Source organism: Roseovarius sp. MBR-6 (assembly GCF_040547525.1).
Lineage (GTDB): Bacteria > Pseudomonadota > Alphaproteobacteria > Rhodobacterales > Rhodobacteraceae > Roseovarius.
Genome location: NZ_JBEPPW010000002.1, coordinates 88,091 through 101,579, shown reverse-complemented (window position 1 = coordinate 101,579; position 13,489 = coordinate 88,091). Strand labels below are relative to the sequence as shown.

Genomic DNA, 13,489 nt, shown 5'->3' with positions numbered 1-13,489 from the left:
CCTTGTCAATCGGGGTCACGTCTGCCCTCCAGCACCTGCCTCACCTCGGACCGCAGCGCCGGGAGCACCTCGGCCTCGAACCACGGGTTTTTCCTGAGCCAGGCGGTATTGCGCCAAGACGGGTGCGGCAAGGCGAAAATCCCCTTGCCGTGATCTCGCCAGCGCCGCACCGTCTCGGTCACGCCCGCCTTTGACCTCAGATGATAGCGATGCGCATGGCCGCCCACCAGCACCGTCAGGCGCACGGCACGCAGATGGGCCATGACGCGGGCGTGCCATGTCCGGCCGCAGACGGGCGGCGGCGGCAGGTCGGCCCCCTTGGCGTCATAGCCCGGAAAGCAAAAGGCCATGGGCACGATTGCCACCCGCTCGCGGTCATGGAACTCTGCCGCGCTCAGCCCGAGCCAAGCGCGCAACCGCGCGCCCGAGGGATCGTCGAACGGCTTGCCGGAGGTGTGAACCCGAAGGCCCGGCGCCTGCCCCGCGATCAGGATCTGCGCATGGGGCCGGAACCAGACCACCGGGCGTGGCGCATGGGCGGTGGCCGTGGCAGCGAAGCGGTCGGCGCAGAGGCGGCAGGCGCGGATCTCGTCACCAAGGCCGCCCGCGTCAGGCAAGCGCAACCCCCGCCGCGCGCATCGCCCTCTCTGCCGCGGCGAGCGAGCCGTCAAGGTCGATCGCGCGGGTAAGATCGCGCTGCACGGTGACGTCATATCCCAGCCGCGCGGCGTCGAGGGCCGAATAACACACGCAGAAATCGAGCGCGAGGCCGACAAGCGTCAGGGTCGTGACCCCGCGTTCCTGCAAGTAGCCGTGCAGCCCCGTCGGCGTGGTCCGGTCATTCTCGAAGAACGCGGAATAGCTGTCGATACGGGGATTGCCGCCCTTCCTGATGATCAAATTCGCCCGGTCGGTCACGAGTGCTGGATGAAAGGCCGCGCCCGCACTGCCCTGCACGCAGTGATCCGGCCAGAGAACCTGTGTGCCGTAAGCCATCTCCACCGTCTCGAACGGGGCCTTGCCCGGATGCGCGGTGGCGAAGGAGGAATGGCCCGCGGGGTGCCAGTCCTGCGTCAGGACAACTTCGGTGTAATCCTCCATCAGGGCGTTGACGCCGGGCACGACCTCATCGCCCTGCGGCACGGCGAGCGCGCCGCCGGGGCAGAAATCGGCCTGAATGTCGATCACGAGCAGTGCATGGGTCATGGCCCGCATGGGTAAGCGCGCCGCGCCCATGCGTCAATCCCGGCTCTTGCCGTGCGGGCGCGGCTTGCGTAAATCCGCCCCATGTATCGCATCGCTGCCCTCTATCACTTCACCCGTTTCGATGACCCGGCCGCCCTGCGCGCGCCGCTGCTTGCCCTGAGCGAGGATGCAGGCGTGTGCGGCACGCTCTTGCTGGCGCGCGAGGGGATCAACGGCACGATCGCGGGGCCGCATGATGGCATTTCCCGCGTGCTTGACCATCTCCGCACGCTGCCGGGATGCGCCACGCTCGACTGGAAGGAAAGCACCAGCGAGGCCGCCCCTTTCGGGCGCATGAAAGTCCGCCTCAAGCGCGAGATCGTCACCATGGGCGTGCCCGATGTGGATCCGCGCGCCGGGGTCGGGCACTATGTCGCGCCCTCCGAGTGGAACGCGCTGATCGAAAGCCCCGATGTCGCGGTGATCGACACGCGCAACGCCTACGAGGTGGCCATCGGCACGTTTCGCGGTGCGGTCGACCCCGGCACCAAGAGCTTTCGCGACTTTCCCGCCTGGTGGGAGGCCAACAAGGCGCGCTTTCACAACAAGCGCGTGGCGATGTTCTGCACCGGCGGGATCCGCTGCGAAAAATCGACGAACTACCTGCTCGGTCAGGGGGTCGAAGAGGTCTATCATCTCAAGGGCGGGATCCTCAAATACCTCGAGGAGGTGCCCGAGGCGGACAGCCTCTGGCACGGAGACTGTTTCGTGTTTGATGGGCGGGTGTCGGTCGGGCACGGGCTGCGGCGGGGGCCGCACCTTCTTTGCCATGCCTGCCGCCGCCCGATCCTGCCCGAGGACCGCGCGCACCCGGACTATGAGGCGGGGGTGGCCTGTCATCAATGTGCGCAAGAGACAACAGAGGCCGACAAGGCCCGTTTCCGCGAGCGGCAGCGGCAATTGCGCTTGGCCGCCGAACGTGGTGAGCGTCATATCCGCTGGATCGCCGAGGGCTGAGCCAGGTCAGGTCACCTCGAACAGCTTGTCGCGCGATGTCTGGCCACGCACCAGCACCAGCCGCGATTTCGCCACCCCGAGCGCTTTGGCCAGCAGCGCCTGCACCGCAGCATTGGCCTTGCCATCCTCTGGCACCACGGTCACGTAGGCGCGCAACGTATCGCCCTCGACCGTCAGTCGCGTGCGCGCGGCCCGGGGCGTCACCCGCACCGCGATGCGGATTCCGGGCGCGGCGAGGTTGGAGAGATCGGGAATATCCAAGGCCAGCCACCCTTCGAGGACTGCTGTCCATGCCAACAGCCCGGACTTTACATCCGATAACGGCGCGCACCATCCAAAGCAAGCGATCCACGACCGAAACAGGGCGCGGCCTGGCAAGGCAAGGGCTAGTCATCCTCGGCCCCGGCCTCATCGGGACGGATAAGGGCAATGTCTCCCGCCGCTTCAAGCCGGCGCACGGCGTTGACCACCTCGGTTTGCGCGGCCTCGGCGTCGCGCGGTCGCACGCGGTCACGCTCGGCGATTTCCTCACGCAGGGCGTCGGCCATGCGTTTGGACATGTTCGCCAGCAGGAAGTCGGCGACCGGGGCCAGATCCCCGGCCTGCGCCCCCGCGAGCGCGGTGACGAGCGTGGACTGATCCACCTCGCGCAGGATGCGCGGCACGTCGGTGGGTTTGACCCGTTCGGGCAGGTGCACGAAGGTAAAGATCGCGCGCCGCACCAGTGCCGCGAAATCCTGATCGGTCTCTTCCAGCCCCTCGAGCACCTCGTCGCGGATCGCCGCCGCCGAATAGTTCAGAATCGCGCCGACCCGGGCCACCGCGCCCTCGGCAAAGGCGGTCTCGGGCACGTCCTGCAACTGCGCGGCAAGCGCGAGGCCGATCCGGTCCACCGCCTCGGGGCTGACCGCGCCGGTCTGCGAGATCGCATAGGTGATGCGGCGCGCCACCGGTCCCGGCAATAGCCCGAGCAACTCGGCCGCGCGCGCCACCTCGAGCTTGGAGAGCATCACGGCAGCGACCTCCGCGCTCTCACCCTCGATCACCGGCACGAGCGCCGCAAGATCGGTGCGGCGCACCAGTTCCCACGGGTCGCCGTATTGGCGCACGCCCGCCTCCTTGCGCAGGCGTGCGGCGGTCTGCGCGCTGATCCGGCCATCGAGCGCCGAAATCGCGCCCGCCACGCCGCGCGGAAAGGTGAGGCCCATCCCCTCAAGCTCGCGCGCGAATTCGGCGACCACCTCCGCAAGGGTGCTGCGGTCGACATAGCGCATGGACCCCATCTGCGTGGTCAGCCGCGCCTGCAACCCCTCCGGCAACTCCTTCAGCGGCACGTCCGCCCCCTCGTTCACGAGAAAGCGCACGATGATCGCGGCCTTTTGCGCGCGGCTGAGATGCGCCGCCGCCCCTTGCCGCGCCGGGGCCTCGATCCGTGCCGGTGGTGCGCCCATGATGCCCTGTGTCCTTCGTCCGAAGATCACCTTAGACCGGCATCCCTGAACAAAGCCTTAACCCGGCCCCGGTTTCTTCTGGCCTCAAATATCCCGGGGGGTTCGGGGGGCTGGCCCCCCGGTCTCAGCCCTCTTGTTCGGCGAGCCACCGCTCGGCATCGAGCGCGGCCATGCAGCCCATCCCGGCGCTGGTCACCGCCTGACGATAGACATGATCGGTGAGATCGCCCGCCGCGAAAAGCCCCGGCACAGAGGTGCGGGTGCTGCCCGGTGCCACCTTGACGTAATCGCCGTGATGCATCTCGACCTTGCCCTTGACCAGTTCGCTGGCAGGGGCGTGGCCGATGGCGATGAACACGCCCTTGCAGGGGATTTCGGTGATGGCATCGGTCTCGACATGACGCACCCGCACGCCCTCGACGCCTTTGGGGTTGTCGGTGCCGGTGACCTCTTCGAGCGTGTGAAACCAGAGCGTCTCGATCTTGGGGTTCTTGAACAGCCGATCCTGCAATATCTTCTCGGCGCGCAATTCGTCGCGGCGGTGAATGAGCGTCACCTTGGAGGCGAAATTGGTCAGGAAGAGCGCCTCTTCCACCGCCGTGTTGCCGCCGCCGATCACGACGATCTCCTGCCCCCGATAGAAGAACCCGTCGCAGGTCGCGCAGGCCGAGACGCCAAAGCCCTTGAACGCCTCTTCGCTCTCCAGTCCCAGCCATTTGGCGCGCGCCCCGGTGGCGAGGATCACGGCATCGGCGGTATAGGTCGCGCCGCTGTCGCCCTTTGCCACGAAGGGGCGGCTTTCCACATCCAGATCGGTGATGATGTCGCCGACGATCTCGCAGCCCATGGCCCGCGCATGGGCCTCCATCCGCACCATCAGGTCGGGGCCCTGAACCTCGGTATCGCCGGGCCAGTTCTCGACCTCGGTGGTGGTGGTGAGCTGCCCGCCCGGCTCGATCCCCTGCACAAGGACGGGCGAGAGCATGGCGCGCGCGGCATAGACCCCGGCGGTATAGCCGGCAGGGCCGGAACCGATGATGAGGCAGCGGGTATGGCGGGTATCGGACATGGGGGGCCTTTCCTTGGGCGGCGGTTCGGGCGGAGATATAGCGGCGGCGCGGGCGGCATGAAACCCCCGGCCGCAGCGGGCTGATGGAAACTATCTTGCGCATGGGTGAAACATTATTGCGCATTGGCGGGCTGCTGCTATAACATCCGCGAAATCAGCAAGGGGAAAACCTATGGCGGGTGCCCGTCTCGATCCGATCGACCGCAAGATCCTGGCCGAGTTGCAGGCCGATGGCCGGATGACCAATGTCGAACTGGCCCGGCGCGTCGGCATCTCCGCGCCGCCCTGTCTGCGGCGGGTGCGCGCGCTCGAGGAACAGGGGTTCATCCGGGGCTATCACGCCGATATCGACCCGCGCGAACTGGGCTTCGAGGTGCAGGTCTTTGCCATGGTGGGCTTGCAGAGCCAGGCCGAGGCGGATCTCTCGGCCTTCGAGGCGCGGTGCCGCGCCTGGCCCTTGGTGCGTGAGTGTCACATGCTCAACGGTGAGGTGGATTTCATCCTGAAATGCGTGGCACCGGACCTTTCGACCTTCCAGCGCTTCCTGACCGAAGAGTTGACGGCGGCCGACAACGTGGCGAGCGTCAAGACGTCTTTGGTGATTCGCGGCGCCAAGGACGAGCCGGGCGTGCCGTTCGACATCCTCGAGGCGCGGCTCGATCAGCCCGCCTGAGCGGCGCGCTCAGACCAGATCGGCCAGTTCGGGCGCATCGAGCGGCAGGCGCATATGCGCGAGCGGGCCAAAATCCTGAGGTGCGGCGACGTGGGGAAAGGCGCTCATCACGTGCCGGAGCGTGGCGGGCTCAAGCGACCGCTCGAAACCCGCGCCGGGATGAAAACTCTCGGTCTCTATGCCGTTCACGGTGATCACGGCGTGCCGCCGCAAGGCGATGTGATAGAGCGTCACCGGCTGTCGTGGTGTCAGGCGAAACGCGGTCATCCCGTCGGCGAGGGCATGGACCGGGGTGAGCACCCGCTCGGCCCCGATCCGCGCGCGCAGGCTGCGCGGGCGCGCCATCAGGCGTGCGCCGGGTCCCATCATCAGATCGGCAAAGGGCCGTCCGATCCCGTAGGCATCCGCCATGATCCGGGTCAGCTGCCCCGGCGTGTCGCTCTCGGGGTGCAGGGTGGTGCTGCCGATCCAGAGCACCGGCAGCGCGCCCTGACCTGCGGTGGAGACGCTATCGCCGGGCAGAATGTCCTCAATGGCCGTCGGCCCGCGTGGCGTCTCGATCAGCGCGCCGCGCGCAAAGCCGCCATGCGCCGCATCGAGCAGGGGCAGCGCGGGCAGGGGGCGTTCGGTCTCGCTGACCGTGCCCCCCAGATCGAGCCAGAGACAGTGGTAGCGGCGCGTCGGCAGGTCGTCGGAGCGAAGGGGCAAGGTGCGCGCAGAAGGCGCACCAAGGCGGGGTATCGTCATGCTCAGTCCCTCAATTCAGGCAGCCCGATGCCGCAGCGCCCCCGCAGCCGCGATCACCCGACAAAATTCGATTTCCCCTTCATGACGGGCAATCTGGGCAAATCTGGTCCCGTGCCGCAGAATTTCCGTGTCACTGTCTCCGCAGACCAATCAAAGCGGTGAAGAAATGCAGGATTGTCCGTCAGTCGTCATGCGTTGACGCCCATGCAAAAAGCCGCCCCGAGAGGCGGCTTTCGCAGGTCGCTGACAGAGGATCCCGCAGGATCAGTTCTGTGCGTAATATTCGATGACGAGATTCGGTTCCATCATCACCGGATAGGGCACATCCGAGAGGCCCGGCTGGCGCACGAAGGTGGCGACCATCTTGGAATGATCGACCTCGACGTAATCGGGCACGTCGCGCTCGGCCAGTTGCACGGCCTCAAGCAGCACCGCCATCTGTTTCGACTTGTCGCGCACCTCGATCACGTCCCCCTCTTTCACGCGGTAGGAGGGGATGTTGACGCGCTGACCGTTCACCGTCACATGGCCGTGGTTCACGAACTGGCGCGCCGCGAACATGGTCGGCACGAACTTGGCGCGATAGACCACGGCATCGAGGCGGCGCTCCAGCAGGCCCACCAGATTTTCACCGGTATCGCCCTTGCGGCGCTCGGCCTCGGCAAAGATGCGGCGGAACTGCTTTTCGGTCAGGTCGCCATAATAGCCCTTGAGCTTCTGCTTGGCGCGAAGCTGAAGGCCGAAATCGGAAATCTTGGCCTTGCGGCGCTGGCCGTGCTGGCCGGGGCCGTATTCCCGCTTGTTGACAGGCGATTTCGGCCGGCCCCAGATGTTTTCGCCCATGCGGCGGTCGATTTTATACTTGGCAGACGTGCGTTTGGTCACGGCTGGTCTCCTTCTGATATGTCAAAAGGGCGTTGTCCTCTGGATTGCTCCCGACAGGCATCCCCTTGCGGGGGCCACCAACACCAATGAAGCCGCGCTTATATATGTCCGCCCTGTGGTGTCAACCGTCCCTTGCGCGCGGGCGACGGCGCGTGTTCAGATGGGCGCGACACGGGATGGAGAGATGGCATGAATCTGGCAAGACTGGCGGCAGAGGCCGAGGCGCGTGGCACACCGGTGCGTGCAGGCTTGATCGGCGCGGGCAAGTTCGGCTCGATGTTTCTGGCGCAGGTGCCGACGATCAAGGGCCTCGCGGTCGCGGCCATCGCCGATCTGGACCCTGACCGCGCGCGCCGCGCCTGCCGCACCGTGGGCTGGGACGAAGGCCGGGTGGCGGCGACCGCCTTTCTTGATGACGGCGCAGCACTTGCCGCGCGCGACGATGTGGATGTGGTGATCGAGGCCACCGGCCATCCGCGCGCGGGCATCGCCCATGCGCGCGCCGCCATCGCGGCGGCCAAGCATGTGGTCATGGTCAACGTGGAGGCGGATGTGCTCGTGGGCCCCGCGCTTGCCGCCGAGGCACGGGCGGCGGGCGTGGTCTATTCGATGGCTTACGGCGATCAGCCCGCGCTCGTTTCGGAAATGGTCGACTGGGCGCGCGCCACCGGCTTTCACGTCACCGCCGCTGGCAAGGGCACCAAATACCTGCCCGCCTATCACGAAGTCACCCCCGACGACGTGTGGTCGCATTACGGGCTGACGGCGCAAGAGGCCGCAGAGGCGGGGATGAACCCGCAGATGTTCAACTCCTTTCTCGACGGCACCAAGAGCGCCATCGAGATGGTCGCCATCGCCAATGCCTGCTGTCTCGACGTGCCCGAGGCGGGCCTTGCCTTCCCGCCCTGCGGTGTCGATGACCTCGCCCATGTGCTGCGCCCGCGCGACCTTGGCGGTCAGCTTGCGGGGCGTGGCATGGTGGAAACGGTGTCATCGCTCGAACGCGACGGCCGGCCCGTGTTCCGCGATCTGCGATGGGGGGTCTACGTGGTGTTCGAGGCCCCGAACGATTACGCGGCGGCCTGTTTCCGGCAATACGGCTTGCCCACGGACAGCACCGGGCGCTTTGCCGCGATGCACAAGCCCTATCACCTGATCGGGCTGGAACTCTCGGTCTCGGTGCTGAGCGCGGCCCTGCGCGGCGAGTCCACGGGCCAGGCACGCGAGATGCGCGGCACCGTCGCAGCCGTGGCCAAGCGCGATCTCAAGATGGGCGAAATCCTTGATGGTGAAGGCGGCTACACGGCCTGGGGCAAGGCGCAACCGGTGGCGCGGGCGGGCGCGGCGCTTCCGATCGGGTTGGCACATGGGGTGGCGATGCGCCGCGACGTGGCGCGCGGCACTGTGCTGAGTTTTGACGACGTGGCGCTTGGGGTCGATCCGGTGGCCGATCTCTATCGCGGTTTGACCGCCACCTGAAACGGCAAAGCGCCGCCCCCGGCTCAGCCCTTCCCGATCCTCGGCTCGGTGCCCGCGCGCAGCCGCGCGATATTACCCCGGTGCCGCCACAGGATGAGCGCCGCCAGCGCGATGGCCAGCACCACAGCGCCGCCCTGCCCGAGGATCAGCATCCACACCGGGGCCGTCACCGCCGCCACCAATGCGGCCAGCGAGGAAATCCGCATGAGCACCGCCGTGGCGAGCCATGTCAGGCAAGCGGCCACCCCCACCGGCCACGCCAGCGCCAGAAGCAGGCCGAGGAATGTCGCCACGCCCTTGCCCCCGGCAAAGCGCAGCCAGACCGGGTAGCAATGGCCGAGGAAAGCCGCAAACCCCGCGATTTGCGCCGCATCCTCGCCCGCAACGGCACGCGCCAGAAGCACCGCCACCGCCCCCTTGCCACCATCAAGCAGCAGCGTGAGCGCGGCCGCCGTCTTGTTGCCGGTGCGCAGCACGTTGGTCGCGCCGATATTGCCCGATCCGATCTCGCGCAGATTGCCCAGCCCCATGAGCAGCGCCAGCACCATGCCGAAGGGGATAGAGCCAAGCAGATAACCGATCACCGCCCAGAGCAGGAGGGCCGAGGGGGTGCTTTCGATCAGGGGCATCAGGGGGCCTCGTAAACGCAGGTGCCAGCGACATAGGTTGCCATGACCTTACCTTGCAGGCGCGCGCCGTCAAACGGCGTGTTCTTGGATTTCGAGCGCAGTGCGAAGCGGTCGAGGATGAAGGGCTTGCCCGGATCGAAGCGCACCAGATCGGCGGGCGCGCCGAGGCCGAGCCGCCCCGAGGCAAGGCCGAGCCGCTTTGCCGGGTTCAGCGACAGGGCGCGCCAGAGCGTCGGCAGGTCGAGCGCCTCGGCATGATAGAGGCGCAGTGCTGCGGGCAGCAGCGTCTCGAGCGCCACCGCGCCGCTCGCCGCCTCCTCGAAAGGCAGGCGCTTGCTTTCCTCGTCCTGCGGGGTGTGCATGGAACTGATGATATCAATCAGCCCCTCGCGCAGCGCCTCGATCACGGCCTGACGGTCCTCTTCCGAGCGCAGGGGCGGCTTGACCTTGAAGAAGGTGCGGTAATCCGACACGTCCAACTCGTTCAGCGTGAGGTGATGGATGGATGTGCCCGCCGTGATATCAAGACCGTTGCGTTTGGCCCTTTGCAGGGCTGGCAGGGCACGCGCGGTGGTGATCTGATCGGCATGATAGCGCGCGCGCGTCATCTCCAGAAGGGCGATGTCCCGATCCAGCCCCATCCGTTCGGCCATGGGAGAGACGGCGGGCAGGCCGCGCAGACTGGCGAATTTGCCGGAGGTGGCCGCCGCGCCCGCGCTCAGGCCGGGGTCCTGTGGATGGCCGATCACCAGCGCGCCGAGGCTGCGCGCATAGGTCAGCGCGCGGCTCAGAACCTTGGTGTCGCGCACCACGTGGTCGCAATCGGTGAAGGCCACCGCGCCCGCATCCATCAGAAAGCCGATCTCGACCATCTCGCGCCCCTCGCGCCCCTTGGTGAGCGCGGCCATGGGCAGGACGGTGACGGGGGCGGCCTCGTTGGCGCGGCGGCGGGCGAATTCGAGCACTTCGGGGGTGTCGATGGCGGGCGTGGTGTCAGGCCGGGTGACCATGGTGGTGACCCCCCCCGCCGCCGCCGCGAGGCCCGCCGAGCGATAGCTCTCCTTGTGCCGCTCGCCCGGCTCGCAGACCTTGACGCCGATATCGACGATACCGGGCGCGAGACACTGCCCGCCGCAGTCGATTGCGGTCTCGGCCTGCGGCATGTCTTGGCCGGTGCCGCGCGCGGCGATCACGCCCTTTTGGACCAGGAGCCAGCCGAGGGTATCCGTCCCCGCCTCGGGGTCGATCAGGCGGGCATTGGTGAAAAGGGTGGTGGTCATTCTCCGTCCTCGGCAGATATGCGCCTTAAGAGACGCGCGACATGGGGTCGGAACGTGTCATGCAGACGAATGGCGTGACGAACAAGCCATTCGTGCTGCCCTGACCAGTCGGCCTCACTACCAACCTCTGCATCAAGCGCATGACATATTCTGGCGTCCTGCTTGTCCGGCAAGGCTTGCCAGTCGAGCGCGGTCCCGAATGTCTGTTCGATCACATCCTTGTTGGCTTGCAGGGCCGCGAAATCCCGCTTTGCCCATTTTCCGGTCAGATAGATTTCGACGCGCACCCAGTTGTCCCGCGTATTCATGGCCATTCCGAGGAGCACGCCGGTCTTGCCGATCCCGTGGACAAGCCATGATTGCGCTGGGGCCGAGACCGGGCGCAGCGGGCCGCCCTTCTGGGCGACAAGTGCCTGAACCCCTTGCCAGTATCGTTGTTGCAGCGCGCGCGTCGGTGTCAGCGCCTCTTCGACCGAGCGTTTGGCCGAGGCTGTGCTCCGCGACCAGTCATTCGGCTTGCTCACCACGTTGAACTTGGGCGCGGCGGGGCTGTCGCCGATGCGCCACAACTCCACCTCCAGCGCGAAGAAGCGCACCTCGCTATCGGTGATCTCGTTGAGCCAGTCCATCGCCGCGCGGTGCTCGTCGGCCACCCGCGCGGCGATCCAGACGATGGTGACGGCATCAAGCCCCGCCGCATAGGTCATCAACTGCCCCAGATGCGTGTGATCGGTGCGCTCCAACTGGTTCTCGACCAACACCCAGCGATCCGAGAGCGTATCCTTGCAAAGGATATCGGCGCGGAACGGCCCGACATTCTGCTCCACCGCCTCAAGTTCCAGATCAATACCCAAGGTCTCACCAAGCAGCGCAAGATTATCCTCGCGCGCCAGCCAAGGCGTGAAATCCTGCGCCTCCGATTGCCAGATGTCGCGCAACTCGACCCTGCGCAGCCTGCCCAGTTCGCTCATCCCGCCAGCCAAACCATCACCACGGTCAGCGCCACCAGCACCAGAAGCGCCAGCATCGCGATCTTGCCGGACATGCGCGGGTCTTTCGGTTCCTGCATCATTCCCTCCCCATCGCCGCGCGAATCCGCGCCTCGGTTGCGGCGCGATCGGCCTGATACTTGATCAGATGCTTGTCGCCCGAGGCGGTCACCACCTGCACGGCACTGCCCAGACCGCGCACGGTCTTGATATCCGACAGACGCACCGCGCGGGTTTGCGGGCCCAGGAGCCGCCGGTCGGTCAGATCCCAGCGTGCCTTCAATTCATCCGAGGCCACGTAAAAGCCGCGCACCGCAATCGCCGCAAGCCCCCCCAAAGCGCCGGTCCAGACATGCGGATTGCCGATTGCCCAGAGCACCGCCATGCCAAGCGCCATCGCCCCCGCCGCCAGCCAGGCATGATCGCGCCAATAGGTCGCGCGGTCGGGATGAAAACTCCGGGTCACGCGCTCGCCGTCCTCAAGCGCGGTGGTGGGCGTCATGGCATGGATCAGACCCTCGCTCATGCGCCCTCCGCCAGCCAGAGCACCAGCGCCGCAAGCACCGCGAGCCCGAGGAAGAACACCAAAGCCGCCAGGCGGGCGGCCCGTCCTGGCCTTGCGTCGCCCTTGGTGCCAGTCACGCCCGCCGCCCCGCCCGCAGGCAACGGCGCGAATCGCACCGGCGCGCGCGCTTCCTCGAACCGCCCCACAAGGCGCAGCGCCGCCCCCACCGAGAGCCGCAGCGCGCGGCCCTGAAAGGCGCGCGACGGCAGCAAGAGGACGCGCCCGCTCAGCCCGTCAAGCTGTGCGCGCATCGGCCCGATCTCGGCCTCGCCGATCCCGTGCCCCTCGGCGAGGTAAGCCGAGAGCGTCATATCCTGCAAATCCGCCATGTCGAAAAGCTCGATCTCGTCACGGGCCAGCCCGTCGGCCCCGAGTGCCGAAACCACCTCTTGTTCGGACAACGCCTTGTCCATCACCGCGAAGACCCGCAGCACATGCGCTTCCTGCGCCGGGATATCGAGCGTGACGCTCACGCCGCGCGCCGCGCGCGCAGGCCCTGCGCCAGAAGGTCCATGGCCGCCATGCGCACCGCGACACCCATCTCCACCTGGTCCTGGATCACCGAGCGGTTGATGTCGTCGGCGATCTCGCCGTCGATCTCGACACCCCGGTTCATCGGGCCGGGATGCATCACGATGGCGTCCGGTTTCGCAATCGCCAGCTTCTCGGCATCGAGACCGTAGCGATGGTAATATTCCCGCTCGCTGGGGATGAACCCGCCATCCATCCGCTCTTTCTGAAGGCGCAGCATCATCACCACATCGACCCCCTCAAGGCCTGCGCGCATGTCGTCGAAGACCTCGACGCCGAACTCGGCGATCCCGGCAGGCATCAGCGTCGGCGGCCCGATCAGGCGCACCCGGTTCTCCATCTTGCCCAAAAGCAGGATGTTCGACCGCGCTACCCGGCTATGGGCGATATCGCCGCAAATGGCGATGCTCAGCCGGTGCAGCCGCCCCTTGGCGCGCCGGATCGTCAGCGCATCAAGCAGCGCCTGCGTGGGATGCTCGTGCCGGCCGTCGCCTGCGTTGAGAACCGCGCAGCGCACCTTTTGCGCCAGGAGATCGACCGCGCCGGAATGGGGATGACGCACCACAAGCAGATCGGGATGCATCGCGTTGAGCGTGAGCGCCGTGTCAATGAGCGTCTCGCCTTTCTTGAGGGAACTGGCCTGCATCGCCATGTTCATCACATCCGCACCCAGCCGCTTGCCCGCCAACTCGAAACTGGCCTGGGTGCGGGTCGAGGCCTCGAAGAACATGTTGATCTGCGTCAGCCCCCTGAGCGCGTCGCCATGCTTGGCCGCGCTGCGGTTGAGCGTGACATAGTCCTCGGCCAGATCGAGAATGGCGGTGATGTCGCCGGGCGCGAGCGGCTCGATCCCGAGAAGATGCGCGTGGGCAAAGGTCATGCCGCCTCCTTGCGAATTCCCTCGCTTATAGAAACGCGCGCCCGCATCGGCAAGCCACGGCCCGGCTTCACTGTTCCACAAATACTCAAGCCCCGCGTGCCGGATGCGC

At 66.9% G+C, this 13,489-nt stretch carries 16 protein-coding genes; 3 read left to right on the top strand and 13 right to left on the bottom strand.

Annotated features, from left to right (window positions below; all coding sequences use genetic code 11):
* Positions 1-5: 5 nt before the first annotated feature.
* Together ABIE57_RS02795 and pncA are read right to left on the bottom strand one after the other, a co-directional pair.
* Positions 6-617: a uracil-DNA glycosylase family protein gene (locus ABIE57_RS02795; protein ID WP_354537478.1), complete on the bottom strand. Its 612-nt coding sequence runs from the start codon at positions 615-617 to the stop codon at positions 6-8.
* Positions 610-1,206 (bottom strand): bifunctional nicotinamidase/pyrazinamidase, encoded by a 597-nt coding sequence (gene pncA / locus ABIE57_RS02790; protein ID WP_354537477.1) that lies wholly within the window; start codon positions 1,204-1,206, stop codon positions 610-612. Before pncA ends, ABIE57_RS02795 begins: the two co-directional genes overlap by 8 nt.
* 81 nt (positions 1,207-1,287) lie before the next feature.
* On the opposite strand from pncA, the gene trhO reads away from it, so the two are divergent.
* On the top strand, positions 1,288-2,202 hold the full coding sequence (gene trhO, locus ABIE57_RS02785; protein WP_354537476.1) for an oxygen-dependent tRNA uridine(34) hydroxylase TrhO: 915 nt from the start codon (positions 1,288-1,290) through the stop codon (positions 2,200-2,202).
* A gap of 6 nt (positions 2,203-2,208) precedes the next feature.
* On the opposite strand, the gene ABIE57_RS02780 is transcribed toward trhO, so the two are convergent.
* From ABIE57_RS02780 to trxB, 3 genes are all read right to left on the bottom strand, one after another.
* Complete coding sequence (locus ABIE57_RS02780) at positions 2,209-2,463, bottom strand: DUF167 domain-containing protein (protein ID WP_354537475.1); 255 nt, start codon at positions 2,461-2,463, stop codon at positions 2,209-2,211.
* Between the two features lie 125 nt (positions 2,464-2,588).
* Positions 2,589-3,653 (bottom strand): flagellar motor switch protein FliG, encoded by a 1,065-nt coding sequence (locus tag ABIE57_RS02775; RefSeq protein WP_354537474.1) that lies wholly within the window; start codon positions 3,651-3,653, stop codon positions 2,589-2,591.
* A gap of 124 nt (positions 3,654-3,777) precedes the next feature.
* Positions 3,778-4,722, bottom strand: a complete 945-nt coding sequence (gene trxB, locus ABIE57_RS02770; RefSeq protein WP_354537473.1) for a thioredoxin-disulfide reductase — start codon at positions 4,720-4,722, stop codon at positions 3,778-3,780.
* Between the two features lie 172 nt (positions 4,723-4,894).
* On the opposite strand from trxB, the gene ABIE57_RS02765 reads away from it, so the two are divergent.
* A complete protein-coding gene (locus ABIE57_RS02765) occupies positions 4,895-5,395 on the top strand; it encodes an Lrp/AsnC family transcriptional regulator (RefSeq protein WP_354537472.1) in 501 nt (166 codons plus the stop codon).
* 9 nt (positions 5,396-5,404) lie between these two features.
* Here ABIE57_RS02765 and ABIE57_RS02760 read toward each other — a convergent pair whose 3' ends face one another.
* Together ABIE57_RS02760 and rpsD are read right to left on the bottom strand one after the other, a co-directional pair.
* The gene (locus tag ABIE57_RS02760) at positions 5,405-6,142 is read right to left on the bottom strand and encodes a Hint domain-containing protein (protein ID WP_354537471.1); all 738 of its coding nucleotides are present in this window, start codon (positions 6,140-6,142) and stop codon (positions 5,405-5,407) included.
* A 264-nt stretch (positions 6,143-6,406) separates the two neighbouring features.
* Positions 6,407-7,027, bottom strand: a complete 621-nt coding sequence (gene rpsD / locus ABIE57_RS02755) for a 30S ribosomal protein S4 (protein ID WP_354537470.1) — start codon at positions 7,025-7,027, stop codon at positions 6,407-6,409.
* A 189-nt stretch (positions 7,028-7,216) separates the two neighbouring features.
* Between rpsD and ABIE57_RS02750 the strand changes: the two genes are divergently transcribed.
* Complete coding sequence (locus tag ABIE57_RS02750) at positions 7,217-8,506, top strand: NAD(P)H-dependent oxidoreductase (RefSeq protein WP_354537469.1); 1,290 nt, start codon at positions 7,217-7,219, stop codon at positions 8,504-8,506.
* A 23-nt stretch (positions 8,507-8,529) separates the two neighbouring features.
* Here the strand turns inward: ABIE57_RS02750 and plsY are convergent, their stop codons facing one another.
* The 6 genes from plsY to ABIE57_RS02720 form a co-directional block, all read right to left on the bottom strand.
* Positions 8,530-9,135 carry a glycerol-3-phosphate 1-O-acyltransferase PlsY gene (gene plsY, locus ABIE57_RS02745; RefSeq protein ID WP_354537468.1) on the bottom strand — a complete coding sequence of 202 codons (606 nt, stop codon included), beginning with the start codon at positions 9,133-9,135 and terminating at the stop codon, positions 8,530-8,532.
* Positions 9,135-10,415 (bottom strand): dihydroorotase, encoded by a 1,281-nt coding sequence (gene pyrC, locus ABIE57_RS02740; RefSeq protein ID WP_354537467.1) that lies wholly within the window; start codon positions 10,413-10,415, stop codon positions 9,135-9,137. Before pyrC ends, plsY begins: the two co-directional genes overlap by 1 nt.
* On the bottom strand, positions 10,412-11,386 hold the full coding sequence (locus ABIE57_RS02735) for a DUF4268 domain-containing protein (RefSeq protein ID WP_354537466.1): 975 nt from the start codon (positions 11,384-11,386) through the stop codon (positions 10,412-10,414). Before ABIE57_RS02735 ends, pyrC begins: the two co-directional genes overlap by 4 nt.
* A 97-nt stretch (positions 11,387-11,483) precedes the next feature.
* Positions 11,484-11,930 (bottom strand): hypothetical protein, encoded by a 447-nt coding sequence (locus ABIE57_RS02730; protein WP_354537465.1) that lies wholly within the window; start codon positions 11,928-11,930, stop codon positions 11,484-11,486.
* Entirely contained in the window at positions 11,927-12,442 is a 516-nt protein-coding gene (locus ABIE57_RS02725) for a hypothetical protein (RefSeq protein WP_354537464.1), read from the bottom strand. The genes ABIE57_RS02730 and ABIE57_RS02725 overlap by 4 nt, the downstream gene beginning before the upstream one ends.
* Positions 12,439-13,380, bottom strand: coding sequence for an aspartate carbamoyltransferase catalytic subunit (locus ABIE57_RS02720; RefSeq protein ID WP_354537463.1), 942 nt, complete (start codon positions 13,378-13,380; stop codon positions 12,439-12,441). Before ABIE57_RS02720 ends, ABIE57_RS02725 begins: the two co-directional genes overlap by 4 nt.
* Positions 13,381-13,489 lie beyond the last annotated feature (109 nt).